The following is a 24,055-nucleotide window of genomic DNA, read 5'->3' as shown; positions in this document are numbered from 1 at the left end:
TTCACAAGGAGAAAGGCGAACATAACCTTAACTTCTCTGTAAGGAAACCTTAAGGTAAATCCATAGCAGCTAATCTCTCGATCTTATAAATTATATACATAACCCGTTCCCCGGATAAGGCGGATGAAATCATTTTTGTATTGGAAGGAATGAATGATATGAACGTATTGGAAGTCAAAGGACTTCATAAGGTATACCCCGGCAAAATAGTGACCCAAGCCCTCACCGATATTCATCTTAATATTGAAAAAGGTGAATTTGTCGGAATTATGGGACCGTCTGGTAGCGGTAAAACAACACTGCTCAATATGGTATCCACAATCGACCAGCCGTCCTCTGGCGAAGTGAATATCAACGGCAGCAACCCTTATCTTTTGAATAAAAAAGAGCTCGCCCACTTTCGCCGAAAACAACTAGGCTTTGTGTTTCAGGACTTCAACCTGCTTGAGACATTAACCGTCGCCGAGAATATTGTGCTGCCCCTGACTTTGGATAACCGTAAGCTCTCCCAGATGGAGATCTTGCTTCAAAGAGTCGCAGAACGCTTAAACATTACCGATATTCTGAGCAAACGCACCTATGAAATTTCAGGGGGACAACGTCAGCGGACCGCAATTGCCCGGGCGATCATCACCTCTCCTTCGATTATTTTGGCCGATGAACCTACGGGTGCGCTTGACTCCAATTCTTCGCGGATGGTGATGGAATCGCTGGAGGATATTAACCACAAAGAAGGCACCACGCTAATGCTCGTAACACATGATCCACTGGCAGCGAGCTACTGCAACCGAATTGTTTTTATAAAAGACGGCAAACTAGCAGCCGAAATTCACCGGGGAGATAACCGTCAGGCCTTCTTCCAAAAGATTATCGACACACTTTCGTTCTGGGGAGGGAATAGTCATGAACTTTCCTCAATTCGCGTTTAATAATGTACGCCGTAATTCACGCGCTTATTTTGCTTTTTTCTTAAGCAGTGCTTTTATGGTCATGATCTTTTTCTCTTATTCAGTCTTTATTTACCACCCTAGTATTACCAACATCGAGCTGGGTGCGAATTCAGCCTCCGGCATGCAAATTGCTTCTTACATCGTGTTTATCTTTGCGTTCTTTTTCGTTCTATATTCGATTAGCGCATTTCTGAAAATGCGTAATCTGGAGTTCGGCATACTGATGATTTTAGGCGCACGCCCTGGCCAGATCAACAAGCTGATTCTTATAGAAAATATGCTGATCGGACTGCTCTCTATTGTAACAGGTGTGTCTTTCGGCATGCTTTTATCCAAGTTATTTTTGCTGCTAAGCACGACAATTATGGGCATGGAGCCACTGCCCTTTTATTGGCCAATGAAGGCGTTAATGATTACCTCTATCTCTTTCATTTCATTATTTCTGGTCATTTCGATCTTCACATTATTGTTCATTCGTAAGCATCAAGTTCTTGAACTGCTTAAGGGAAATGTTAAACCTAAAAAAGAACCCCGTGTCTCCTTATTGTTCTCATTCTTTGGGCTTCTACTGTTGACCGTCGGCGCTCTCGCGATTCGGAAGCAATTGTCCCCGACCTCACTGTTAGTCGCCGCTGTCACAGGTATCGCTGGAACCTACTTTTTCTACTCTCAGTTATCTGTATTGGGCATTCGCTTACTAAAACTAAGACGCAAGCGGCTGTGGCGCGGAACCAATCTGCTGTGGATTTCCGAGATGAGTTATAAGATTAAAGACAATGCAAGAATGCTGTTCCTTGTAACTGTGGTTACCTCGCTTGCCTGCATGGCTTCGGGAATTCTTTTATCGATTAATCAAGCGAACTCAGACCTCTATAAAAAATCCCCATTCGCTGTGAGTTATACGATTTATGATCCGAAGGATGAAGCACCAGATTTAGAGCCCATTCACACTAAATTAAAGAATGCTAAAGTCGAGTATACAGAGAATAAAGTAGATCTGATCTCTGCTTCCATTCAAGGAATCGATAAGGAAAAAATACTTGGAATTGACCTGATCTCCCGCTCACAGTTCAATCAACTGGGCTTACAGATGGATGTATCCGAGGTTGGACCCTTGTCTGAAAAAGAAGCTGTATTACTGCTGAACCCACATATGGATTCACAGAATTATGCTGCTAATCGAGCGATTCATTTGAAGGTTCAGAAAGATGAGGAACTGATGTTAAAAGAAATACGAACACCAAAGGTGCATCCAGTAGATCCAATGGCCACCTCACTTCTAATCGTAGATGACAACTTATATCATAAGATTTCTAATTCAACAGAGAAGTACACGAGACCTTATGTGAAATATCTATACAAAATCCCTGCATGGGACGGTCCTACACCTAATGACAGCTCAGCTGAAGCTGTTGTCACCAGAGACCTCATCCAATGGAATAAAGCTGCTAACAAGGCTAACCATCAATACAGCTCTATACTGGGATCGCGAGCAGACAGCTATCTATCGACCAAGCAGGGAGCCGCCATGCTTAGCTTTATAGGGATTTTTATCGCTCTGATCTTCTCACTTTCATCGGCCAGCTTTCTCTTTTTTAAGCTTCATACTGAACTCAATACAGATAAGCAAATGTATAATGCTTTGTCCAAAATCGGTTTAAGTACTAAAGAAATGTCAGCTTCTGCTACCAAACAGATTTCAGTACTTTTCTATATTCCGATTATTATTGCCACCATTCAGACCCTTGTCGTGATACGCCCGCTACTGAAACAGATTAATATCACAAATGTAACTGTGCCCGTGCTTACTACATCAGCTGTATTTCTGGTTGTGCAAACTATCTATTTCCTTATTGCGAGATCACGTTACATTCATAGTCTCAAGAAAATAATGGTGTAACGACATGTCGAAAAGAATCATAACCCTGGATGTACTTCGCGGCTTGGAACTTATGTCAGCACCAAAAGGTTCTCTAGCTGATCATTAGACAATTTGCTATAGTTAGTGAGCTATTAATTAATGAAGCAAGGAGGTTCTTGATTTATGTCCAAGGCTGATCACATGTTATCCATTCTCTGGATGCTCAAGCAACGGGGAAGAACCGCCGGGGAACTAGCAGAAGCGCTAGAGATCAGTGTCCGCTCTGTCTATCGTTACATCGACGCGTTATGCATCAGTGGCGTACCCATTATCGCGGATAGTGGACCTGGTGGTGGCTATAGCCTTCCGGAACATTTTTCCGAGGCCCCGTTATTCTTTGACTCCGACGAACAGCGTTCCCTCCTGCAAGCCGCCTCCTTTGCGCGGGGAACTGGATATCCTTATGTAGAAGCTCTAGATCAAGCAATCGCCAAACTGAAACGATACAGCAATGCGCAGCAATTAGAACAGATGGAGCGTCATGAGGGCGGGATAGAAACCATCCACTCCCCTGCTGTGCCGCTTCCCCACCTGCTGCAAGAGCTTGAATTAGCGACGGCGAACGGACATACCCTCCAGATGGAATATCGGAAGGGAAACGGGGAGACAATTTCTTCCCGCGCTATTGATCCTTATGGACTTGTACTGTGGAAAGGGCAGTGGTACACCGTTGCTTATTGCCATCAGAGGCAAGGAATTCGGTCTTTCCGAGTCGATAGAATGACTGAACTGAAACGTACAGAAGCTGTGTTTGCCCGTCCTGCTGACTTCTCTGCACGTGATTTTTTGTTAAAAAGCTTGCTGCCAACACCAAATACTCCAGAGAAACTCATAGCAGTAGTCATCGCCGCTGATGAAGGAATCCTGAACGATCTATGCAGTCATTGGCTGTTTGGACATACTCTGGTGCAGCGTATTGACGGACAAGCCCGCTTTCAAGTCGATGAGACCTCCTTACTGACTTATGCGCCTTACTTCTTGTTGCCTTATGGATCAACACTACGAATCCTAGAGCCTTTAGCTCTGAAGCAAAAGCTGTCCGCAATAGCTACCGATCTGGCAGCTTATTATAAAACTTAAAATGATTATTTTAGGATCACTGACCGTAATTGTCAGTGATCCTTTTGTATAGTGTAAATAAGTCTAAGGGAATTAATGATTGTACAAACCAAGGAGGAATAACAAATGAAAGAACTTCACTATGAATTTTATATTGGCGGAACACCTGAGCAGGTATGGGAGACTTTGATCTCTCCGGAAGGTACTAAACAGATTTACTACGGTAGCGTAATCCAATCCACCTTTAAAGAAGGCGAATTGCTGGAATATGTTGGTCCCGGTGAAGATGGCGATGAAACGATACATGTATATGGGACTCTGCTGGAGTTCACTCCACAAAAAGCGTTTCGTTTCACGCATAAGGTCGGCCCCTCCTATCATAAGGGTACAGAAAGATATGAATCGCGTATATCTTGGCTGCTTGAACCGGTGGGTGGAACTACTAAGCTTACGCTTATCCACGATGAATGGCATCCTGATGATCCTTCATATGCTGGCAGTATCAACGCCTGGTGGCAGGTTCTGAGTAATATTAAAACCTTGGTCGAGACCGGACGTACACTTGATTTTGGCAGCTGGTCGTAATTTTACTGCTAATTAGGAATTAAGCTCAACCCTGCGGAAAAGAGCGTACAAGCCCTTTTTCGTCAGGGGCTTTTTTTGCTTAATTTTATTTTGCCTAAGGGAAACATTCTTGTTGCAGGGACAAAGTTGTTGCCATATACTAATGTTGTGCCAGACTACAAGAAATGTTCTAATACACAAAATAAAAACCATAGGCGGTAAAAATATAAATGAAAGAAGGGATCTCATGACTGGAACAACTATTCCTTTATCAGAAGCTGCAAAGGGTAGCACGCTGCGCATCAGCGACATTGAAGTCCAAGGTGTGCTTAGAAGAAGATTACTGGACCTCGGGTTCGTAGTCGGGAATATCGTAGAGGTGTTGCGGCGTAGTCCATTAGGAGATCCTATAGCTTTTCGGGTAAGCAATACGACCATTGCATTGCGTAGAGAAGAAAGTTCTTTAATATTCGGAGAATTAATTGGAGGTGTAGAAGCATGAGTCAGTTCACCGTCGCTTTTGCAGGCAATCCTAACACTGGAAAAAGCACACTATTCAACCTGCTAACCGGCATGCGACAGCATACTGGAAACTGGGCAGGTAAAACCGTCATTACTGCCGAAGGGGAATTCAAACACAATAACCATTCATACCTCGCGGTAGATTTACCAGGAACGTACTCCCTATACTCAAATTCCGCGGATGAAGAAGCGGCTAGAGATTATATTATTTTTGAACAGCCAGATGTGACACTTGTAGTGCTTGACGCTACTTCGCTGGAACGTAATCTCAATCTTGCCTTGCAAGTGCTGGAGATTACCGGACGGGCGGTTGTCTGCATCAACCTCATTGATGAAGCACGTAAGCTGGGCATCGACATCAACCTGAAGAGTATCTCCAAACGTCTCGGCGTACCCGTCGTTGCGATATCGGCACGCAATAAAATCGGGATCGATGCCTTATTGGATCAAGTGGAGCGAGTGGCTACAGGCGCATTCACAGCGCAGCCGTTGCGCATTAGTTACAACGAAGAGATCGAACGGGGAATTGCCGAGCTTACACCATTGGTAGAGCAAACCATCGGCACCAAATATCCCGCTCGCTGGATTGCACTGCGCTTATTGGACGGTGATGACAGCCTGCTTACTTCACTCAAAGAACATATGAAAAGCAAGGATTTACCCGAAGCAAAGGAGGTCATCGGCCATGGAGTCACTGCCTATCACTAAGGGTTCTGACGCTCTAGATTCCCTATTGTCTACCGCAAAAAAGCTCGCTGACGGCGGAGCCATTCGGGATGAGATTGTCAGTGGTATATATGGCGTATCCGCAGGCATCTGCGGGGATGCAGTTACTTATCGGGATAAGAAGAAACTGAACAGCACTTATAAGCTGGATAATATCGTGACCTCCAAAATCTGGGGTTTTCCCATCATGCTCGCCATTCTCGGTGTCGTATTCTGGATTACGATTGCCGGGGCTAACTACCCTTCTAGCTGGCTCGCTACCTTCTTTGGCTTCATCGAAGGATATCTGACAGCGGGATTTGAGGCTCTCCATGCCCCAGCTTGGCTGCACGGCGTGCTTGTGCTTGGCTTGTATCGAGGCACCTCATGGGTAATCAGTGTCATGCTGCCACCAATGATGATCTTTTTCCCCGTATTCGCTCTGCTTGAGAATTTCGGGTATCTGCCACGCGTTGCTTTTAACATGGACCGACTATTCAAAAAATCAGGTGGTCATGGCAAGCAAGCTTTAACCATGTCCATGGGCTTCGGCTGTAACGCGGCCGCTATCCTCTCCACACGAATCATCGAATCGCCGCGTGAACGAATGCTGGCTATACTGACCAACAATTTTGTCCCTTGCAACGGCCGCTGGCCCACGCTGATTTTATTGTCTTCCTTATTTATGGCAGGAGCCGCTACGACAGGTGCGCTTCGTACATTCACCACTGCCTCCGTCCTAATGGGGATGGTTCTAATCGGCATCATTGTTACCTTGACTGTTTCCTTGGTCATGTCCAAAACTGCGCTGCGTGGGGTTCCCACACATTACACATTGGAGCTTCCTCCCTACCGCCGTCCACAAATCTGGAAGACCATACTTATTTCCTCCAAAGATAAGTCCCTTAACGTACTTACTCGGGCTATCGTCGTTGCTGCCCCTGCCGGAATTATCACTTGGATTCTAGGCAATCTGTTTATTGGCGGCGATTCTGTACTGAATCATATGGCTGCATTCTTTGATCCGTTTGCACATATGCTCGGCATGGACGGCTTTATCATCATGGCCTTTATTCTTGGACTTCCTGCGAATGAAATCGTATTGCCTATCTTGCTTATGGGCTATATGTCCTCAGGCGCTATGGTTGATATCGACAGTTTAGGCAGTATCAAAGATGTCTTTCTCTCACATGGCTGGACCTGGCTGACCGCACTCAACATGATGCTGTTCTCCCTGCTCCACTATCCTTGTGGTACGACACTCGTGAACATTTACAAGGAAACAAAAAGCATGAAATGGGCCGTTCTCTCAGCAGTCATTCCGCTGGGTATCGCCATCGGAGTAACCTTTGCTGTCGCTCAGCTTGCCCGGTTATTTGGGTGGGTGTGACGAGGGTGAGGTAGGTTTGCGATCTAAACTCAAGTGACATCGTCTAACTTTAACTAACTTTATCTGACTTCAACTAGCTTCAAGTAACTTCAACTGATTTCAACTTACATCGCAAAAATTCATCATTAACTCATTAAATTCACCTTAATCACATCACCCAAATTAACCTTGCTACACTTTGTAACACCCTACAATATCTAGAGTTCATCTTGCTTCACAGAATTCTGCCCTCCTTGAACTCATATTTAGTTATGATGAACGAAAGGCAGCCCCTGTTTCGCACACCGTAGGTTAAAATGGAAGTTAAAAGGACAACCATTACAGAGCTACATGCGAAAGGAGCTGTTACTATGAAGAATACCATAAAATACGTCGGTTTGGATGTGTCTAAAGAAAAAATTGCGGTGGCGATTGCAGATGAGGGTCGGGAACCCGCACGATATTATGGAGCCATCCCCCATACCCCAGATGCAGTGGCTCGAATGATTCGGAAACTCAAAGGTTCAGGGATTACACTGGAGGTCTGCTATGAAGCCGGGCCTACGGGGTACGACTTATACCGCTGGTTGACGAAGATGGGAATTTCCTGTGTGGTAATTGCACCTTCGCGTATGCCACAGCGTCCCGGAGATGCCATAAAAACCGACCGACGGGATGCAGAAAAACTGGCTCAGTTACACCGGGCTGGAGAATTGACTGCGATCTATGTGCCAACGCCAGAACTCGAAGCTTTACGAGATCTCATTCGTGCACGAGAAGATGCTAGGCAAGACCTACATCGGGCTCGGCAACGGCTCATTCATTTTCTATTGCGCCACCAAATTCACAAGCCAGAGGGTATGAAAAAACGCTGGACCAAAAGGTACCGGGAATGGCTCTCTATGCTGAAGTTTAATAATGTAGCTCAAGAACGGGTATTTACCGAATCCCTGCAACAGCTCCGGGAAGTGGAGGAGCGAATCAAGCGACTTGAAGCCGCAATGCGAGAAGAAGCACAGATCTGCCCTTACGCACCTGTCATTCAAGCGTTGCAAGGCCTGAGGGGAATCGCCCTGCTGACAGCTATGACTTTAGTTGTCGAGATTGGAAATTTCGAACGTTTTCGTTCACCGGCTCAGCTCATGAGTTACCTGGGACTCGTGCCACGGGAATATTCCTCGGGAGCAAGTACCAAAAGAGGGAGTCTTACAAAAGTCGGAAATTCCGGAGTGCGGCGCGCACTGGTGGAGTCCGCATGGAGTTACCGTCACCGCCCTGCCGTCAAGGGAGATTTAGCAGTGCGTCTTGAGGGCCAGAGTATTCATGTCCATGAAACGTCGTGGAAAGCCCAAGAACGGTTACACAGCAAGTATTTAAAATTAGTCAGACGCGGGAAACACCGAAATTTAACCATGGCAGCAGTGGGTCGTGAGTTAATTGGATTTATCTGGTCGATTGCGGTAGAGGCAGAACGAAAAATGGCGTAGGTGAAACGAAAAAAAATAAAAACATACCCAAAAGATTTGAATCCTTGGGGCATGGAGACAAAGAGAAAGGTTCGAGGAGAATCCGTGAATTCCCTGTGCACAGGATCCCTGATCTAACGTGCGAAATTAGTTTACGGAAGCTCCTTCGACGTAGGCATAATATGTGGTAACCAACCCACGGATAGCAGATTGCCAGCCGACGACTCGCATTTTGTCTCTGTGCCCAAGGGATTGAAAACCCTCTAGTTAAAGGGGAAAACAGGGGAATTGACTAATTCGTTCATAGCAGGGAATTTCTCTCTAAAAATCGAACTTCATAAGCGCACGTTGAACTTTTTGCGGAATTTCTCCCTAATAATCGAACTTTATAAGCACACATTGAACTTTTTGCGGAATTTCTCCCTAATAATCGAACTTTATAAGCACACATTGAACTTTTTGCGGAATTTCTCCCTAATAATTAGCCGATTTTAGGAAAAAAGGGCAATTTCCGCAGAATTTTAGGGAGGAATTCCCCAATTATCGCTAATATTGAGTAAAACACGATAAAATCAGGGAGGATTTCCCTAATTATTGATTCTAGATGGTTCCGAGCTACAATTGAGCACTAGCACCAGCACCAGCACCAGCACCAGCACCAGCACCAGCACCAGCATCAGCAGCAGCATCAGCACTAGCATCAGCACAACCACCAGCACCAGCACAACCACCAGCACCAGCACAACCACCAGCACCAGCAGCCACCAACAAGCCCACCAGTTACTCAAGGTCATCTCAAACAAATAAGCGGTCGCTCGGATGTTATCCCGAGCGACCGCTTATTTCAGCACAACACCTTATATACTCTTACTGCCTACTTTGATCTCACCATTACATGACGTGACTCTACAGGTAGAGTCATTTTTTGCGCGTTCCATCATTTCTACGACGGTATAGAACAGCCCCAGCGATAGTTACTAGAACGATAATTATTCCACTGATCCCCACAGTAACAAGTGGAAAGGAATCACTGTCCGCAGCGGGGTCCCCCGTTAGATCAGACCCATTACTCCCAGCTCCTGACTCCGGTGAATTATTCGGGGTTACCTCCGGAGAAGCGGTAGGTGTCGTTGCCGAAATACCGGGCCCCAGTTCTTTCAGATCCACTGAGTCAGCGGTTAGCCGCTTAGTTCGACTGCATAAACTAGCCTCCAGATTACCAGAGTCTCCACCGTCTCTAGCATAAGCATAGACAATGTAACTTTCCCCTTCCACAAACTCAAAGCCGCAGCTTGCAGAAGATAAAGCCGTAGTCAATGTAACTTGATTCCCCTCGACCCCTTTCCAGCTGGAATCCACCTCAAAGGTTACCTTTACTGGATCAGCAGAAGAAATTATGTTCCCCTGTGACGGCTCCTTCATGTCCACTACTTTCCCGACAAAGACAGCTGTACTTTTCTCAAGAGCTTCCAGTGGCTCCGCAGGCATAACACAGGAACAGGCGTAAGTGACTGAGGGCCGCACCGTCAGCAAAGCCGTAAATATTAATAGGACACCTAGAAATATCATCATTGGACTTCGGAAATTGAACTTTCGGAAATTGATCTTTCGCAATTTGAAAACCCCCTTCTTTACCTTACAGACGGAGTAAACGTGGAAAGTGTTACAGGAATTCCCAAACAAGTGATACAAGTTTATCCGGTAGCAATTCCTCTAATCCTCTTCTTTAATTCCTCTAATCTTCTTTAACTCCTCATATCCTCTTCATTAATCCCCCATACCTGCTGTACCCACTCACAAACTGTGCGCGATCCCAATCAAACGCTGTATTCCTTCGCGTAGCACCCCTTCGCTTGCAAAGGAATAACTTAGGCGAAGCCTTGACTTCATTTCCCCCAGTGGATCAAATAACTCCCCAGGAACAAAAGCGATCGACTGCGCCATACTTGAAGCAAACAGGCGATCCATCGTAAGATGCTCCGGTAGTTTCACCCATAGATTTAATCCGCCTTGCGGAGTCGTCCATTCCCAGCCAGTACCCGCCAGCTCCTCTTCTACGATTTCCTTATGCACTTGAAGCGCAATGCGCAGCTTACCGAGATGCTGTTGCAAGCGTGGGGAGGTGTAGTAATGTAGAAATATTTTTTGATTCAGCAGCGGAGTACCATTGTCCGCGAGTGATTTGGCCGTGATCAGACGCTCCATAAATGGATATCGGCAGGCCACCGCACAGATTCGTAAGCCAGGGGCTACATATTTACTGAAGCTGCTGATATAAATCACCCAGCCCTCCGTATCATAAGCAAAAAAGGGCGGCGGCGGCTCCTCATCAAAATACATATCGCGGAACGGGTCATCCTCCACCAGTAAACAGCGATAACGCTCGGCCAGTTCTACCAACAGCTTGCGCTGTTGCACAGGCACCGTGTATCCAGTTGGATTGTGATGCGTTGGATTAATGTAGAACATACGCGGCTTATGCTTTTTCATCAAAGCTTCTACTTCCTCCAGATCATATCCCTCCGGAGTGATCTCTACCGGAACCAACCGTGCCCCCTCCCGGCGAAAAATATCCATAGCAACACTATAAGTAGGCCGCTCCACAAGCACCGTATCCAGAGGACCAAGCACAATCCGGGCAATCAGATTGATCGCCTGCTGCGCACCCGAGGAAATAAGCAGCTCTTCCGAAGTTAACTGCAGCCGATGTTGCTTCCGAAAGTGGTGGCTTAACGTCTCACGCAGCTCGTTATCCCCCTGGACCGAGGCATACGTTCCCATTACCTTGGGATATAGATCGAACACTTTTTTGACATAGTCAGATAGAAAAAGGTTCGGCAGCAGCCCCGGATCAATCAGCGCCTGCGAGAACTGATACTTAACTGGCACTCTCTGAATATCAGACAGCGGGTTAGTGAGCGCATAAGCCGATACTGCGGCTCCTACTTCAATAGCAGGAAGCGAGATTATGGGTGCCACGTAATATCCTGATTTATCTTTTACATAAACCTTTCCATCCTCCGTCAACCGTCTGTACGCTTTGAAGACGGTCAGTCGATGTACCTTAAGCTCCTCCGCCAGCAGCCGTATAGAAGGAAGCTTATCATGTGCGACCCACTCCCCTCGCTCCATGCGATTTAATAGAAATTCATAGACCTGCCGAAACAAGGGATGATTATGCTCCGCTCCCACAACCTTTTTCATCTGGCTACAACTCCTCTCCGAACAACCTTGTAATCATATTGTACACGATTTCTGAATTAATCTGTTCTACACAAGGCAATCTGTTCTGTCCTCTCCCCTATATGATTAACAAAATGCCAGCTTATAAATTCTTATATTTTATAAAGCACACAAAAGGGGACTTTCAAAATGATCTTATTTGCTTATGCACTTGTATGTCTGATCTTCGGCACGACCTTTCTAGCTATCAAAATCGGCGTAGATGCCGGTGCGCCTCCTTTTTTTTCAGCGGGCTTAAGATTTTTTGTCGCGGGCGCTGTTCTATTCCTATGGATGGTCTGGAAACGTAAAGCCAGCTTCTCCTTGCTGTTGCGCAAAGAAATGTTGTTCACCGGGTCTGCACTAACCTTCGGCACCTTCGCGGGTCTCTACTGGGCTGAACAATATGTTTCTTCAGGGCTTGCAGCTGTACTCTCTGCCACTGGACCGATCATGATCCTGCTGCTCCAAACCTCTATTCTTCGGCAAAAGGCACCCGCCATCTCCCTATATGGCTGCATCATCGGCTTCACTGGCGTACTGCTGCTGGTTCTCCCCAATCTCGCCGTTGATATTTCACCACTGTGGCTCATCGGTTGCACTGTAGTCCTAATTGGAGAGTGTTGCTATGCTGTAGGTGCGATTTACTCCAAAAAAGTAATTAACAGTATGCCTGCAGTCTCACCGATCGCACTGAATGCGGCTCAAATGATGTATGGCGGTGCACTGTTATTCATTCTTTCTTTTGCCACGGAAAAAGTACATCCTGCATTTCTCTTCTCATTCGAGACAGCAGGTTCACTGCTCTATCTCACAGTTATCGGCTCCATGGTCGGCCATACCTTGTTCTACTGGCTCGTAGCTAAGACCAACCCAGTGTTTCCTTCTACCTGGCTTTATATTTCTCCACCGATTGCCGTGGGTGTAGGCTTTTTCTTTTACAAGGAGTCCGTATCTTGGATTACAATTCTCGGAGTGTTCACCATCATTGCCGGAACAATCCTAGTGAATGCTGATGCTTTAAAGCAATTACTGCAAAAAAAGAAGATCAACACTGTTGCGTTAAAAAAATCAAATATATGACGTACTATATATTGCATTTATGACCACTATTGCGTATTATATAAACAAGTTAAATTAAACACAGCTAAATATGACTCATATATGAAAGGAGGATTCGCTTAACGGCGCTTCTTTTCTAAAGAGGAATGCCTTTTTTATCGGAAGTGGAGGGAATTGTGATCGAACTGACATCACGTCAAATAGAGATTATCGATATCGTTAACAAAAGAGCTCCGATTACCGGCGAACAGATTGCCGAAAGTTTGAATCTTACCCGGCCAACAATTCGCTCGGATCTGTCTGTTTTGGTTATGCTCAAATATATCGACGCCAAGCCGAAGGTCGGGTACTTCCCAGGATTGAAATCATCCAGTCGTCAGGGAAGCGGTTATCTGCTGCAGGAAACGATGGTCAAAGAAATTCAAAGTGTACCTATAGTTATCCGTGAGACCACAACTATTCAAGATGCCGTAGTTACGCTTTTTCTACAAGATGTAGGCACTCTTATTATCTGTGACGAAGAGGGTAAACTCACGGGCGTTGCTTCACGTAAGGATTTCCTAAAGGTAACCCTGGGCAACCCCGGTGCAGTCTCCATGCCCGTAAGCATGGTTATGACGCGCCAGCCCAAAGTGGTCACAACTTCACCGGATGAGCCGGTGCTTGAAGCTGCACATAAGATGATTTTTCACGAGGTAGACAGTTTGCCGGTGGTTGTTCCCAGCGCCGCTGAAGACGGCGGTACAAAACTGGATGTGGTAGGACGTTTAACAAAAACCTCCATCATCAAACTTCTCCTCGAACTTGAAGCCAAAGGATAACAGGAGGAACCCATGAGCATCGAGCAATCTTCCAACTTAATAACGATATGCTCGGATTCTATAGGAGATACGGCAGAGGCTGTCGTGCAGGCCGTTATTCACCAATTTCAGAATCAGCAGGTCACCATTAAAAGATACGGCAATATTAGGCATGAAGACGAGCTACGCAAGCTTATGGAAGAAGCAGCTCAGCATCAAGGTTTTGTCGCCTATACATTAGTGCAGCCAGAATTAAGAGAAATGATCCGCGAGGAAGCGGTACGTCTTGATTTGCGGATCGTTGATATCATGGGCCCTATGATGCAGGCCTTCATTGATACCTTCGACGATGCTCCTCAGCAGCGGCCAGGTCTTCTCCACCAGCTCGACGAGAATTATTTCCGCCGCATAGAAGCTATAGAATTCACCGTCGCCTGTGATGACGGCCGTGATCTGGGTGCCATGCTCAAAGCCGATATCGTTCTGCTGGGCATGTCCCGTACTTCAAAGACACCGCTTAGCATCTTTTTGGCCCATAGAGGAAAAAAAGTCGTTAACTATCCGATTATCCCGGAGATTGGTCCTCCACAAGAACTATTAAGCTTGCCGCCGAACCGGCTTATCGGATTAACCATGAAACCCGAGTACATGCTGAAGGTCCGCTCTGAGCGACTCAAGGTTCTGGGATTACCGACAGGCTCCCAATATGCAAGTCTGGAACGGATCACCGAAGAGATGGAATACGCCGCTTCATTGTTCAACAAGCTGGGCTGTCCTGTAATTGATATTACTGACAAGGCTATAGAAGAAACCGCTGGGATTATTATGGGTTATATCTAAATTTCAGTTTACAAAATATATAGAATGCACTGGAGGGAATTAGAATGGAGCGCGAACTGGCCCTTGAGATTGTACGGGTAACTGAACTAGGTGCTTTATCCTCGGCTCGCTGGATTGGGCGGGGCGATAAAAATGCGGCAGATGATGCAGCCACGACTGCGATCCGTTCCATGTTCGATTCTGTGTCCATCGACGGAACTGTTGTGATTGGTGAAGGAGAGATGGATGATGCTCCAATGCTCTATATTGGTGAGAAAGTCGGGAACCAAAAAGGTCCCTCTGTCGATGTAGCCGTCGATCCACTCGAAGGAACTGAGGTTGTTGCCTGCGGCCTGCATAATGCGCAATCTGTTATTGCTATAGCAGATAAAGGCAGCCTGCTGCATGCCCCGGACATTTATATGGAGAAGCTAGCCTGCGGGCCCGAACTTGCCGGGAAGCTTAGACTCGAGGACCCTGTAGAGATCACTCTGCAAAAAGCCTGCCATTTCACTGGCAAATCCCTCTCCGAGTTAACCGTAATGGTGCTGGATCGCAAACGGCATGAGCAGCTGATTAATAGCCTGCGTGAAGCCGGGGTACGAATTAAGCTGCTTGGTCACGGAGATGTTGCTGGCGCTATTGCGGCTGCACTGCCAGACAGCGATGTCGATTTGTATATGGGTTCCGGTGGAGCACCCGAAGGTGTTCTTGCTGCCGCTGCACTGAAATGCCTTGGTGGTGAAATGCAGGGCAGATTGCTCCCGGATGGACCCATAGAGCTGCAGCGCTGTGTACGCATGGGAATTGCCAATCCTACGCGAGTGCTATACATGGAAGATATGGTTGGCACGGGCGACGTCCTCTTTGCCGCCACGGGTGTAACGTCAGGTGAATTCCTGAACGGTGTCCGTTTCATCGGCAAAGAACGCGCGGAGACACATTCGGTAATCATGCGCGCACAGAGCCGCACGATCCGCTATATCCGCAGCATTCATTTCCTACCAGGAAAAGAAATACCAGAAGCGCTGACCGTTAGACAAAATGCTGTCTCTCTATAAAACCACAAAAAACAGGCTATCTCACTAACAGTATCCATTGCTAGTGAGATAGCCTGTTTTTTTTTTACACTGAATGCTAATTGCTTCTTATTTATTTCCAATACGCTCACTCGCTAATGGATCTATATTAGCAACTTTCTCAAAGCGTTCTGCGTTCAGGCTGTTATACTTTGTGAAGATTTGTTTCACTTCTTGCTCCTTCTGCTCGCCTTCCACATCCACCATTACTAGAATATGACCTTCATCCACGTAGTTATCGTAGCTTTCTGCTTCCTCTTCAGGGATACCAAGGCCAATAAGTCCGCCGACTAAACCGCCACTGCCTGCGCCTATCGCCGCTCCGGCTAGTGTTGCCGCAAGAGGTCCGGCTGCAATAATAGGTCCAATACCAGGAATAGCCAAAGCGCCAATTCCCATCAGCAGCCCCGTTACTCCACCCAGCAGACCACCAGTAGCTGCACCTGTAGCCATACCTTCCGGGGCCACGGTTCCCGACTCGTCTCTAAGCGTTTCCTCATCCGCTTTATTTCTCGCGATAATCGAAATATCCTCTGTCCTACAGCCCTGACGCTTCAACTCCTCAATAGCTCGCGAAGCTTCGTATTCGGCAGCAAAGACACCCACTATTCTCTTATTCATCTCCATTACCTCCTATTGATGTAGTTAGCTCATACGTTCAGCTTCATAGCTTACTTAACCAAACTGGACAAGGATAAACTACGATATTTAAATTCGCAACAATTCCGAGTTCATATTCCTTCTAAAATATGCTGTATAATAAAAGTAAGCGGGTACAACTACCCTAGATCAACTCTATAAAAGAAAGAGAAGGAATCATCCATGGCGATATTTAACTATAATTCTGAGCGTCCCTTCCGAGGCAATCCCGACTTGCATCTCCATTACTGGGGGCGGGAGCAGTGTCTTCCTGGGCATTTTTTTGGGCCTGGGGTTCGTGACGTATATAAGATACATTTTATCCATGCAGGAACAGGTGAAGTTACTGTGGGTGAACAGACCCATTATCTTAAACCAGGACAAGCTTTTCTCACCTATCCGCATATCGTAACTGCCTACACAGCAGACATAGCAAATCCATGGACCTATTCTTGGGTAGCTTTTACCGGGGAGCAGGTTGATTATATTTTAGCCAAAACTGCCTTGGCACCTGAGCATCCGATCTTTCCAATGGATGAGCAGCTTATGCCTAATTTGTACGAGCTCCTGACACAAGCAGCTGAAGCTTCGGACAGCCTGGATCTACCTCTAAAAGCAATTATGTATGAGTTCTTCTCTCTGTTACTTCGAGCGGTGCCAGCAGTTCCAGATGTACTTCCTCTACCACGTCAAAAGAGTATTTACGTCGAGCAATGCCTGCACTTTTTGCATACACATTATTGTGAAAATATTTCGGTTGAGATGATGTCCTCTTCGCTCAAGCTGGATCGCAAATATTTATCCTCCTTGTTCAAACGGACAATAGGTATGCCACCACAGCAGTATCTATTAAATTTCCGCATCGCTAAGGCGTGCGAGCTGCTGACAGAGACCCTATGCACGATTGGTGAAATCTCACGTTCTGTAGGCTATCAGGACCCCTTACTCTTTTCGCGGATGTTCAAGAAGGTGAAAGGTTGTTCGCCAAAAGAATACCGTAGCCGTCATCTCGAAAATGACATTGTACTATAAACTCCTTCCTTGCTGACATACGTTTGTCCGCGATCTTTCGCTACAATAAGGACGTAACTTACTAAGTAATAAGTGTTTATAGGAGGAATAAATCATGTATAACGCAAGCGCTACCAGATATGACAATATGAAATATAATCGCACCGGAAAGAGCGGTCTACTCCTGCCAGCGATCTCGCTTGGTCTATGGCATAACTTTGGCGGCAACGACTTATTTGAGAATGGCCGCGCCATGGTAAGAAGAGCTTTTGATCTTGGAATCACTCATTTTGACCTTGCCAATAATTACGGTCCACCCGCAGGCTCCGCCGAAGAAAGCTTTGGCCAAATTCTTAAAAAGGATCTGACCCCTTATCGTGATGAGATGGTTATCTCGACTAAAGCTGGATATTATATGTGGGCTGGTCCTTATGGTGAATGGGGCTCCAAAAAATATCTCGTCTCCAGCCTAGATCAAAGCTTAAAACGTATGGGACTGGATTATGTTGATATTTTTTATCACCACCGCCCAGATCCAAATACACCACTGGAAGAAACCATGGCTGCGCTGGACCTCGTGGTACGCCAAGGTAAAGCGCTTTATGTCGGGATTTCGAATTACGGACCTGAACAAACACGCGAAGCGGCACAAATTCTGCGTCGACTTGGCACGCCATGCCTGATTCATCAGCCAAACTATTCCATGATGTCCCGCTGGATTGAAGATGGCTTGCAGGATGTATTGTCTGAAGAAGGCATCGGCTCCATTGTGTTTTCCCCGTTACAAGGTGGCATACTGACCGATCGCTATCTAAACGGAATCGCTCCTGATTCCCGTGCCGCTGGTCCAAGTGTATTCCTGTCTGAGAATGCCATTACCGAAGAGGCGATCGGCAAGGTTCGCAAACTGAACGAGATTGCTGCTGCACGTGGACAAAAAATGTCTCAGCTAGCGTTATCTTGGGTACTCCGTGGAGGCAAAGTAACTTCTGCATTGATCGGCGCAAGTAAGGTAAGCCAGATTGAAGATGCCGTCGCTTCCTTAAATGCCCCAGAGCTTAGCGCTGAAGAGCTAGAGCAAATTGAGGCAATTCTGCGGGGATAATGCTTAGTTATAACAAGACAAAGACCAATGAGGTCAGGCAGCTTAAAGCTGCTCTGGCATTTCATTGGTCTTCTTTTTTATAGATTAGAGTTCTATTTGCTCACCCAAAAATCTGCGTGATGTACACCATGATCAATAATCCAAAAATAAACGAATACGTCGAAGGACGCTCATAACCATGGCCATGACTCTCCGGAATCAGCTCCTTGTAGACGATAAAGAGCATAGCTCCGGCTGCAAAAGCGAGACCATAACCCACAACATTATGCAGGTAACTGGCAGTAAAATACCCGATCACCGCAGATACCATCTCCATCAAACCGGTAAGCGTAACGATTCCTAAGGCTTTTAGCTTGCTTGTTCGCGAATTCATTAGAAAGACTGCAAGAATCAAACCTTCCGGCATATTCTGTGCGCCAATGGCAATCGCCACGGTAGGACCTAAACTGGCCTGTTCGCTGGCATAACTGAAACCTGTACTGAGGCCTTCTGGTATGTTGTGGATGAACAGCGCAATCATAACAAGCAGCGCTTTTGAATCCATATTGGTATAACCGGGCTTATTCTCCACATCGATATGCGGGATGTTATTTTCAATTAAATCAAGCAGCAGCACTCCGGTAATCAAGCCCAAGGTTAAAGCGATAATCCCCGATTCTTTGATCGATTGCGGCATGAGTCCAAACGTGGAGGCGGACACCATAATCCCCGCAGTGAAGGCTACGAGGATATCTTTCCACTTCTCGGATAACCTCTTCACGAACAGGATCGGAAATGCTCCAAGAACGGTAGCCATTGCCGATACAAAGCTGCCAATAAGCGCAGATTCCAAACCTTCAACTCCTTTGGTACAAGTCGGATAGACCAACATATGTTTCAGAAAAAATAATTATTACTTTTTCATACATTTTCGAATGGTCCAATATAGTATGGATCATATCCCCTAGGTTGATCAAGACCCCATTTTATAGACACTGAAAAAAGACCCTAGACTATAAGCTGCTTCCGGTATTCTACCGGGGGCAGCTTATTTAACCTTCGTTGTGGCCGATGTTGGTTATAAAATCGAATGTAATCTTCAATTTTTCTTTGTGCCTCATCCATATTTCGGATATCATAAGGATAGAGTCCTTCCGTTTTGAGATGTGAGAAGAAGCTCTCCATAGAGGCGTTGTCATAACAATTGCCTCGGCGAGACATGCTGATTCGGGCGCCAATCTTTGGCAGCATGTCGTGGTATGCATGAGATGTGTATTGGAATCCCTGATCGCTGTGAACGATCAGTCCAGTCACGTCTTTTTGCTGAGACCACGCTTGCTGAAAGGTTCGGAGAACCAGTTCATTGTCGTTCCTAGCGCAAATTTGATAAGCAATAATTTCGTTGTTGAATAAATCTATAATAGCAGAGAGATAGAGCCACTTTTCGCCTACGCGATATTGCGTAATGTCTGTCACCCATTTTTGGTTGGGAGCATCCGTTTTGAAATCCCGTTTCAATATATTTTTCGCCACACGATCTCCTTCGGAAGAAGCATAATTACAACGATGCTTTCCGCGGATCCTCGAACGGATGCCTAGATCCTGCATGATTCTGAGTACCTTCTTATGATTCATCCAAACTCCGTGGTCTTGTAGCAGGAACAATTGAATTTGGCGATAACCGTAGATGCCGTTATACCGTTCATACACCTTCTGAATGAGTTCTTTCGCCGCCTGATCCCGTTCTACTCCTTTACATTTCAAGAAAGCGTAGTATCCACTTCTGGAGACCCTAAAGAGTTTACATAAGTCGCTAACGGCATATTCTTTTGCTGCGCTCTCAATGACTCTATATTTGCACGTTTCACCTCCTGCATCCAGATTTCCAAACACTTTTTTAGCATTTCATTGTCTCGTTTGAGCTTTTGAACATATCTATCTTGATCGATATATTCTTCACGACGCCCTCGTTGATCTAGTAGCCCAAATTCCCCTAGCTCTCGGTATCTCTTATCCATTTCTTTACTCGCCCTTGGTCTTGAAACTGAAAATGCTCCGTAATCTTACGATAAGTCCATTTTTCCTCGACATGTAATCGAATAGCCTCCTTTTTGATTTCATCCGAGTATGATTTAAACTTCTGTCCTTTAATCGCCATAAAAATACACCCCCTAGAATTTCATCGGACAAACCAGGGGTTTTATCCAATGTCTATTCTAAGGGGTGCACTTCATACCCTAAGGAGGTCTTTGTCTCACATATCATTATGCAACTCGGTTACACCAGCTTCTTCCGGATCTTGCCGGAAATCAAATCAATAATTGTGATCATCGCAATGATACCTAGCAGTATAATCCCCACGCGGTCCCAATTCCGTGAACTGAGCGCGAAGATTAACGGTGTGCCGATCCCCCCTGCTCCAATCACACCTAAAATCGTAGCCGAACGAACGTTAATTTCGAATCTATATAAGGTATAGGATAAGAATCCCGGCAGCACCTGCGGTAACACTGCAAACCACAATACCTGCATGCGGCTGGCGCCAGAAGAAATTAAAGCTTCGAGTGGACCGTTGTCGATATTCTCAATCTCATCCGCGAACAATTTGCCGAGCATGCCCACCGAATGTAGTCCCAGAGCCAGCACACCTGCAAAAGAACCCGGTCCAACAGCCTTGATGAATAACAAAGCCATAATAATCTCAGGGAAGGTTCGTATAAAGCTCAACATCAGCTTGCCGGAACCTGAAATTACCTTTCCCTTGCTCATGTTAACTGCAGCCCAAAATGCAAAAGGAATACATAAAAAGGTCGAGATAAAAGTGCCTAGGATTGAAATAGCTAACGTCTCGAGCAATCCCCGCAGGAGATCCTCCCCATCTGGTAAATAAACGAAGGCCCAGTCAGGTGAGAATATCCCGGCAAAAATTGCTTTAGTAATGATCCCGGCGGTTTCTTTGAATCCATTAAACGGCACTCCCGAAAAAGCCCAAATATATAACGCGGCTAGGGCTACATAAATCAGCCAACGAAAACGATTTTTACGGGGTTTAGGGACAAGGGTATTCCATGATTTACTCATATTAATTTCTCCCGCAGCTTAGTGCTCACATAATCAATAATCAGTACTACTGCTAATGTGAACAAGATGATGGTGCAAGTCTTATCGTATTCCAAAAAGCCTAGGGTGACTTCATAATAGTGGCCGATCCCACCCGCTCCTACCAGACCTAAAACCGCCGCAGCACGAACATTAATCTCGAAGGCATATAGGACATAAGACATAAAATGAGCCTGTACCTGTGGAATGACTCCGAACATAATGCGTTGAATCTTATTAGCCCCCACTGAAGTCATTGCTTCCAAAGGTCCTTGATCAATCGTCTCCATCGTTTCATAGGTAAGCTTGGCGATCAGCCCCAACGAAAATATCGTCAAAGCAAATATCCCAGGAAGCGCACCGAGGCCGAAAATAGCCACAAAGATAGAAGCCAACAGCAGATCGGGAATCGTGCGGATCAGGTTCAGCAGCATACGGACCGGATAATGAAGCCAACGGCTTTGCGTAATATTGCTTGCACACAACAGCGCAACCGGAACCGCAAGAATGGCACCAAACGTTGTGCCAACCAGCGCCATCCGGATCGTCTCCAGCATCGCATCTATAATGTTGTCAAAATACCCCCAGTTCGGGGGAAACATTTCCTTAAGCAAATCAAGCATATTCGGCAGACCGGAAATCAGCTCTCCGAAGGATGAATCGGTTAAGACAGCACTTCTCCACAGTAATACTACTAATATAATGGCTGTAAAATAATGTTTTATCTTTCTTGGCGGTTTGGGATGTAGCTTCTCTGCATTCACACTCATCTCACACGCCTCCGAGTACAGGCTCACCCAACAACTCATCCTGATGAATCGGTCTGCCGTAAATCTCCGCAAACCTCTCATCGGTTGCCTCTGATACAGGACCATCGAAGACAACCTCTCCTGCCCGGAGCCCGATAATCCGGGTAGCGTATTCTCTAGCCAGATCAATAAAATGCAAATTCACAATGGTCGTAATCCCGAGTTCCATATTAATCTTCTTTAGATCATCCATAACCTGCTTGGTTGTGAGCGGATCTAGTGAAGCTACAGGTTCATCTGCGAGGATAATCTGTGCCTCCTGCGCAAGAACACGGGCAATAGCTACACGTTGCTGCTGACCTCCAGATAGCTGATCTGCACGTGTATAGGCCTTCTCGGCGATATTTACCCGATCAAGGGATTCGAAGGCTAAATCGATATCCTTTTGTGGGAATCTGCCAAGTATCGTCCGCAGTGTGGAATGATAGCCCACCCGTCCTGCCAAAACATTACGAAGCACAGTCGTACGTTTCACTAAGTTGAAGCTTTGGAAGATCATTCCGATATTCCTACGGATCATTCGTAGCCGGCTTCCTTTTGCATTCGTAATGGACTTCCCGTTAATAAGAATATTACCTTCGGAAATATCATGAAGCCGGTTAATGGAACGCAGCAAGGTCGACTTCCCTGCTCCCGAAAGACCAACAATAGCTACAAATTCTCCGGCTGGAATGGTCAGGTTAATGTTGTTTAATCCTTTGGTTCCGTTTAGATACGTTTTGGATACATTACGAAGCTCTATCATGAAATCATCCCTTTATGTGTTTTCGTATATTCGTATAAAAGAGATAGCCAGATCCGGGGGGGAATCCGGAGCTGGCTATCCTTAATGCCTGTTATACACCAACATCGTTGTATCCTTGAACGGCCTGTTCTACTCTGTTTTTACTTTACTGTTGTATTCGCGAACAATGTCAAAGTTGCTGTCTTGTGATTTCACATAACCTTCATGAGAGTAAATGTCTTTGATAATCTCATGGCCTTCTGTGTCAGCTGCGATATCAATGAATGCCTGCTGGATTTTTTCAATCCATTCTTTATTCATATCTGAACGGACCGAAATCGTATCGTTAGGAATTTTATCAGTAAAGGCGAGAACTTGAGTATCTTCAAATACTTTTGGATAATCCTTAACGACCGTGTTCCGGGCATCTTGGAAAATAGCTGCTGCATCTACGTCACCATTCAGCACAGCAAGCACGCCTTGATCATGACCTTTAACCGTAATGGCTTGTACATCCTTCAGCGGATCAAGTCCCGCATCCATAAGCGTTGCAGCCGGCCATACAAATCCTGCAGAGGATGTAACGTTTTGATAGGCAATTTTTTTACCTTTCAAATCGGCAACCGATTTGATCGCAGAATCTTTCTTGACGATAATCATAGATTTATAGAAATCCGCTAATTCATCTGTTGGACCACCGGTTTCATCATTTACACCAAAACGTTGAGCCTGAAGAATAACCTCAGCTGCTCCTTTTTCTTTAGCTAACACGTAAGCAGTTGGAGGAAGGAAACCTACATCCACTTTTTTAGAGGCCATAGCTTCGATAACGGTGTTGTAATCAGTAGAGACACTTACTTCTACAGGAATACCGAGCTTGTCACCCAGTAATTTTTCAAGAGGTTTCGCTTTAGCTTCGAGCGTATCTGCATTTTGAGAAGGAACAAATTGTACAGTAAGCTTCTCTGGAACATAACCCTCTGCTACAGGAGCTGCCGTTTCCTTCGGTGCATTTGCCCCGTCCGTCGATCCTTGGTTTGCATTATTTGTAGTGTTGTTAGCGCCACAACCACTAAGCAATGTAATAGACATCATTAGCGGCAATACGAATTTACTGATTTTTCTCAAACGAAAGACCTCCACTGTTTTCT

Annotated in this window: 26 protein-coding genes; 14 read left to right on the top strand and 12 right to left on the bottom strand. The window is 45.8% G+C overall.

Features of this window, described 5'->3' with window-relative positions:
• Window positions 1-158 precede the first annotated feature (158 nt).
• The 8 genes from MHH86_RS05180 (at window position 159) to MHH86_RS05145 (ending at window position 8,577) form a co-directional block, all read left to right on the top strand.
• Window positions 159-929, top strand: coding sequence for an ABC transporter ATP-binding protein (locus MHH86_RS05180; protein ID WP_036679832.1), 771 nt, complete (start codon window positions 159-161; stop codon window positions 927-929).
• On the top strand, window positions 904-2,850 hold the full coding sequence (locus MHH86_RS05175; protein WP_076274199.1) for an ABC transporter permease: 1,947 nt from the start codon (window positions 904-906) through the stop codon (window positions 2,848-2,850). Before MHH86_RS05180 ends, MHH86_RS05175 begins: the two co-directional genes overlap by 26 nt.
• Window positions 2,851-2,994: 144 nt before the next feature.
• Window positions 2,995-3,951, top strand: a complete 957-nt coding sequence (locus MHH86_RS05170; RefSeq protein WP_038568975.1) for a YafY family protein — start codon at window positions 2,995-2,997, stop codon at window positions 3,949-3,951.
• Window positions 3,952-4,056: 105 nt separating this feature from the next.
• On the top strand, window positions 4,057-4,515 hold the full coding sequence (locus MHH86_RS05165; RefSeq protein ID WP_036679837.1) for an SRPBCC domain-containing protein: 459 nt from the start codon (window positions 4,057-4,059) through the stop codon (window positions 4,513-4,515).
• 226 nt (window positions 4,516-4,741) lie between these two features.
• Entirely contained in the window at window positions 4,742-4,996 is a 255-nt protein-coding gene (locus MHH86_RS05160; protein WP_036679839.1) for a FeoA family protein, read from the top strand.
• Window positions 4,993-5,724, top strand: coding sequence for a FeoB small GTPase domain-containing protein (locus MHH86_RS05155; RefSeq protein WP_038568974.1), 732 nt, complete (start codon window positions 4,993-4,995; stop codon window positions 5,722-5,724). Before MHH86_RS05160 ends, MHH86_RS05155 begins: the two co-directional genes overlap by 4 nt.
• Complete coding sequence (locus tag MHH86_RS05150; RefSeq protein ID WP_038568973.1) at window positions 5,702-7,111, top strand: nucleoside recognition domain-containing protein; 1,410 nt, start codon at window positions 5,702-5,704, stop codon at window positions 7,109-7,111. The genes MHH86_RS05155 and MHH86_RS05150 overlap by 23 nt, the downstream gene beginning before the upstream one ends.
• Before the next feature lie 350 nt (window positions 7,112-7,461).
• Window positions 7,462-8,577 (top strand): IS110 family transposase, encoded by a 1,116-nt coding sequence (locus tag MHH86_RS05145; RefSeq protein ID WP_036683961.1) that lies wholly within the window; start codon window positions 7,462-7,464, stop codon window positions 8,575-8,577.
• Window positions 8,578-9,143: 566 nt separating this feature from the next.
• Here the strand turns inward: MHH86_RS05145 and MHH86_RS05140 are convergent.
• From MHH86_RS05140 to MHH86_RS05130, 3 genes are all read right to left on the bottom strand, one after another.
• Window positions 9,144-9,350, bottom strand: a complete 207-nt coding sequence (locus MHH86_RS05140; RefSeq protein WP_342479653.1) for a hypothetical protein — start codon at window positions 9,348-9,350, stop codon at window positions 9,144-9,146.
• Between the two features lie 124 nt (window positions 9,351-9,474).
• A complete protein-coding gene (locus MHH86_RS05135; protein ID WP_076274197.1) occupies window positions 9,475-10,170 on the bottom strand; it encodes a hypothetical protein in 696 nt (231 codons plus the stop codon).
• A 180-nt stretch (window positions 10,171-10,350) separates the two neighbouring features.
• Complete coding sequence (locus tag MHH86_RS05130; protein ID WP_342479652.1) at window positions 10,351-11,760, bottom strand: PLP-dependent aminotransferase family protein; 1,410 nt, start codon at window positions 11,758-11,760, stop codon at window positions 10,351-10,353.
• Between the two features lie 168 nt (window positions 11,761-11,928).
• On the opposite strand from MHH86_RS05130, the gene MHH86_RS05125 reads away from it, so the two are divergent.
• The 4 genes from MHH86_RS05125 (at window position 11,929) to glpX (ending at window position 15,520) form a co-directional block, all read left to right on the top strand.
• Entirely contained in the window at window positions 11,929-12,861 is a 933-nt protein-coding gene (locus tag MHH86_RS05125; protein WP_341144678.1) for an EamA family transporter, read from the top strand.
• Between the two features lie 125 nt (window positions 12,862-12,986).
• Window positions 12,987-13,661, top strand: coding sequence for a helix-turn-helix transcriptional regulator (locus MHH86_RS05120; RefSeq protein ID WP_051490920.1), 675 nt, complete (start codon window positions 12,987-12,989; stop codon window positions 13,659-13,661).
• Window positions 13,662-13,679: 18 nt separating this feature from the next.
• Window positions 13,680-14,480, top strand: coding sequence for a pyruvate, water dikinase regulatory protein (locus MHH86_RS05115; protein ID WP_080742671.1), 801 nt, complete (start codon window positions 13,680-13,682; stop codon window positions 14,478-14,480).
• Window positions 14,481-14,524: 44 nt separating this feature from the next.
• A complete protein-coding gene (gene glpX / locus MHH86_RS05110; RefSeq protein ID WP_076274196.1) occupies window positions 14,525-15,520 on the top strand; it encodes a class II fructose-bisphosphatase in 996 nt (331 codons plus the stop codon).
• Window positions 15,521-15,607: 87 nt separating this feature from the next.
• Here glpX and MHH86_RS05105 read toward each other — a convergent pair whose 3' ends face one another.
• Window positions 15,608-16,159, bottom strand: a complete 552-nt coding sequence (locus tag MHH86_RS05105) for a general stress protein (RefSeq protein WP_076100480.1) — start codon at window positions 16,157-16,159, stop codon at window positions 15,608-15,610.
• Between the two features lie 201 nt (window positions 16,160-16,360).
• On the opposite strand from MHH86_RS05105, the gene MHH86_RS05100 reads away from it, so the two are divergent.
• Together MHH86_RS05100 and MHH86_RS05095 are read left to right on the top strand one after the other, a co-directional pair.
• Window positions 16,361-17,209 (top strand): AraC family transcriptional regulator, encoded by an 849-nt coding sequence (locus MHH86_RS05100; RefSeq protein WP_076317281.1) that lies wholly within the window; start codon window positions 16,361-16,363, stop codon window positions 17,207-17,209.
• A 91-nt stretch (window positions 17,210-17,300) separates the two neighbouring features.
• The gene (locus MHH86_RS05095) at window positions 17,301-18,293 is read left to right on the top strand and encodes an aldo/keto reductase (protein ID WP_036676471.1); all 993 of its coding nucleotides are present in this window, start codon (window positions 17,301-17,303) and stop codon (window positions 18,291-18,293) included.
• Between the two features lie 100 nt (window positions 18,294-18,393).
• Here the strand turns inward: MHH86_RS05095 and MHH86_RS05090 are convergent, their stop codons facing one another.
• The 8 genes from MHH86_RS05090 to MHH86_RS05055 form a co-directional block, all read right to left on the bottom strand.
• Window positions 18,394-19,125 (bottom strand): ZIP family metal transporter, encoded by a 732-nt coding sequence (locus MHH86_RS05090; RefSeq protein ID WP_036676473.1) that lies wholly within the window; start codon window positions 19,123-19,125, stop codon window positions 18,394-18,396.
• A gap of 155 nt (window positions 19,126-19,280) precedes the next feature.
• The gene (locus tag MHH86_RS05085; RefSeq protein WP_256717417.1) at window positions 19,281-20,117 is read right to left on the bottom strand and encodes an IS3 family transposase; all 837 of its coding nucleotides are present in this window, start codon (window positions 20,115-20,117) and stop codon (window positions 19,281-19,283) included.
• Window positions 20,033-20,290, bottom strand: coding sequence for a hypothetical protein (locus MHH86_RS05080; protein WP_235219389.1), 258 nt, complete (start codon window positions 20,288-20,290; stop codon window positions 20,033-20,035). Before MHH86_RS05080 ends, MHH86_RS05085 begins: the two co-directional genes overlap by 85 nt.
• On the bottom strand, window positions 20,266-20,430 hold the full coding sequence (locus tag MHH86_RS05075) for a hypothetical protein (RefSeq protein WP_178420344.1): 165 nt from the start codon (window positions 20,428-20,430) through the stop codon (window positions 20,266-20,268). The genes MHH86_RS05080 and MHH86_RS05075 overlap by 25 nt, the downstream gene beginning before the upstream one ends.
• Window positions 20,431-20,549: 119 nt before the next feature.
• A complete protein-coding gene (gene phnE / locus MHH86_RS05070; RefSeq protein WP_036676480.1) occupies window positions 20,550-21,353 on the bottom strand; it encodes a phosphonate ABC transporter, permease protein PhnE in 804 nt (267 codons plus the stop codon).
• Entirely contained in the window at window positions 21,350-22,141 is a 792-nt protein-coding gene (gene phnE / locus MHH86_RS05065) for a phosphonate ABC transporter, permease protein PhnE (RefSeq protein WP_036676482.1), read from the bottom strand. The genes phnE (MHH86_RS05070) and phnE (MHH86_RS05065) overlap by 4 nt, the downstream gene beginning before the upstream one ends.
• Window position 22,142: 1 nt before the next feature.
• Window positions 22,143-22,925 carry a phosphonate ABC transporter ATP-binding protein gene (gene phnC / locus MHH86_RS05060; protein ID WP_076224399.1) on the bottom strand — a complete coding sequence of 261 codons (783 nt, stop codon included), beginning with the start codon at window positions 22,923-22,925 and terminating at the stop codon, window positions 22,143-22,145.
• 129 nt (window positions 22,926-23,054) lie between these two features.
• Window positions 23,055-24,032 carry a phosphate/phosphite/phosphonate ABC transporter substrate-binding protein gene (locus tag MHH86_RS05055; protein WP_038568963.1) on the bottom strand — a complete coding sequence of 326 codons (978 nt, stop codon included), beginning with the start codon at window positions 24,030-24,032 and terminating at the stop codon, window positions 23,055-23,057.
• Between the last annotated feature and the right edge of the window lie 23 nt (window positions 24,033-24,055).

Origin of the sequence: Paenibacillus sp. FSL F4-0097 (genome assembly GCF_038593125.1) — a bacterium.
GTDB lineage: Bacteria > Bacillota > Bacilli > Paenibacillales > Paenibacillaceae > Paenibacillus_AQ > Paenibacillus_AQ odorifer.
The sequence above is the reverse complement of the archived record's forward strand: the minus strand, read 5'-3'. Positions and strand labels throughout refer to the sequence as shown.

What these genes read in the sequence shown, in the direction of transcription:
- MHH86_RS05180 (WP_036679832.1), top strand. Translation starts at nt 159, where the DNA reads ATGAACGTATTGGAAGTCAAAGGACTTCATAAGGTATACCCCGGCAAA.
- MHH86_RS05175 (WP_076274199.1), top strand. Translation starts at nt 904, where the DNA reads ATGAACTTTCCTCAATTCGCGTTTAATAATGTACGCCGTAATTCACGC.
- MHH86_RS05170 (WP_038568975.1), top strand. Translation starts at nt 2,995, where the DNA reads ATGTCCAAGGCTGATCACATGTTATCCATTCTCTGGATGCTCAAGCAA.
- MHH86_RS05165 (WP_036679837.1), top strand. Translation starts at nt 4,057, where the DNA reads ATGAAAGAACTTCACTATGAATTTTATATTGGCGGAACACCTGAGCAG.
- MHH86_RS05160 (WP_036679839.1), top strand. Translation starts at nt 4,742, where the DNA reads ATGACTGGAACAACTATTCCTTTATCAGAAGCTGCAAAGGGTAGCACG.
- MHH86_RS05155 (WP_038568974.1), top strand. Translation starts at nt 4,993, where the DNA reads ATGAGTCAGTTCACCGTCGCTTTTGCAGGCAATCCTAACACTGGAAAA.
- MHH86_RS05150 (WP_038568973.1), top strand. Translation starts at nt 5,702, where the DNA reads ATGGAGTCACTGCCTATCACTAAGGGTTCTGACGCTCTAGATTCCCTA.
- MHH86_RS05145 (WP_036683961.1), top strand. Translation starts at nt 7,462, where the DNA reads ATGAAGAATACCATAAAATACGTCGGTTTGGATGTGTCTAAAGAAAAA.
- MHH86_RS05140 (WP_342479653.1), bottom strand. Translation starts at nt 9,350, where the DNA reads ATGACCTTGAGTAACTGGTGGGCTTGTTGGTGGCTGCTGGTGCTGGTG.
- MHH86_RS05130 (WP_342479652.1), bottom strand. Translation starts at nt 11,760, where the DNA reads ATGAAAAAGGTTGTGGGAGCGGAGCATAATCATCCCTTGTTTCGGCAG.
- MHH86_RS05125 (WP_341144678.1), top strand. Translation starts at nt 11,929, where the DNA reads ATGATCTTATTTGCTTATGCACTTGTATGTCTGATCTTCGGCACGACC.
- MHH86_RS05120 (WP_051490920.1), top strand. Translation starts at nt 12,987, where the DNA reads ATGCCTTTTTTATCGGAAGTGGAGGGAATTGTGATCGAACTGACATCA.
- glpX (WP_076274196.1), top strand. Translation starts at nt 14,525, where the DNA reads ATGGAGCGCGAACTGGCCCTTGAGATTGTACGGGTAACTGAACTAGGT.
- MHH86_RS05105 (WP_076100480.1), bottom strand. Translation starts at nt 16,159, where the DNA reads ATGAATAAGAGAATAGTGGGTGTCTTTGCTGCCGAATACGAAGCTTCG.
- MHH86_RS05100 (WP_076317281.1), top strand. Translation starts at nt 16,361, where the DNA reads ATGGCGATATTTAACTATAATTCTGAGCGTCCCTTCCGAGGCAATCCC.
- MHH86_RS05080 (WP_235219389.1), bottom strand. Translation starts at nt 20,290, where the DNA reads ATGGATAAGAGATACCGAGAGCTAGGGGAATTTGGGCTACTAGATCAA.
- MHH86_RS05075 (WP_178420344.1), bottom strand. Translation starts at nt 20,430, where the DNA reads ATGGCGATTAAAGGACAGAAGTTTAAATCATACTCGGATGAAATCAAA.
- phnE (WP_036676480.1), bottom strand. Translation starts at nt 21,353, where the DNA reads ATGAGTAAATCATGGAATACCCTTGTCCCTAAACCCCGTAAAAATCGT.
- phnE (WP_036676482.1), bottom strand. Translation starts at nt 22,141, where the DNA reads ATGAGTGTGAATGCAGAGAAGCTACATCCCAAACCGCCAAGAAAGATA.
- phnC (WP_076224399.1), bottom strand. Translation starts at nt 22,925, where the DNA reads ATGATAGAGCTTCGTAATGTATCCAAAACGTATCTAAACGGAACCAAA.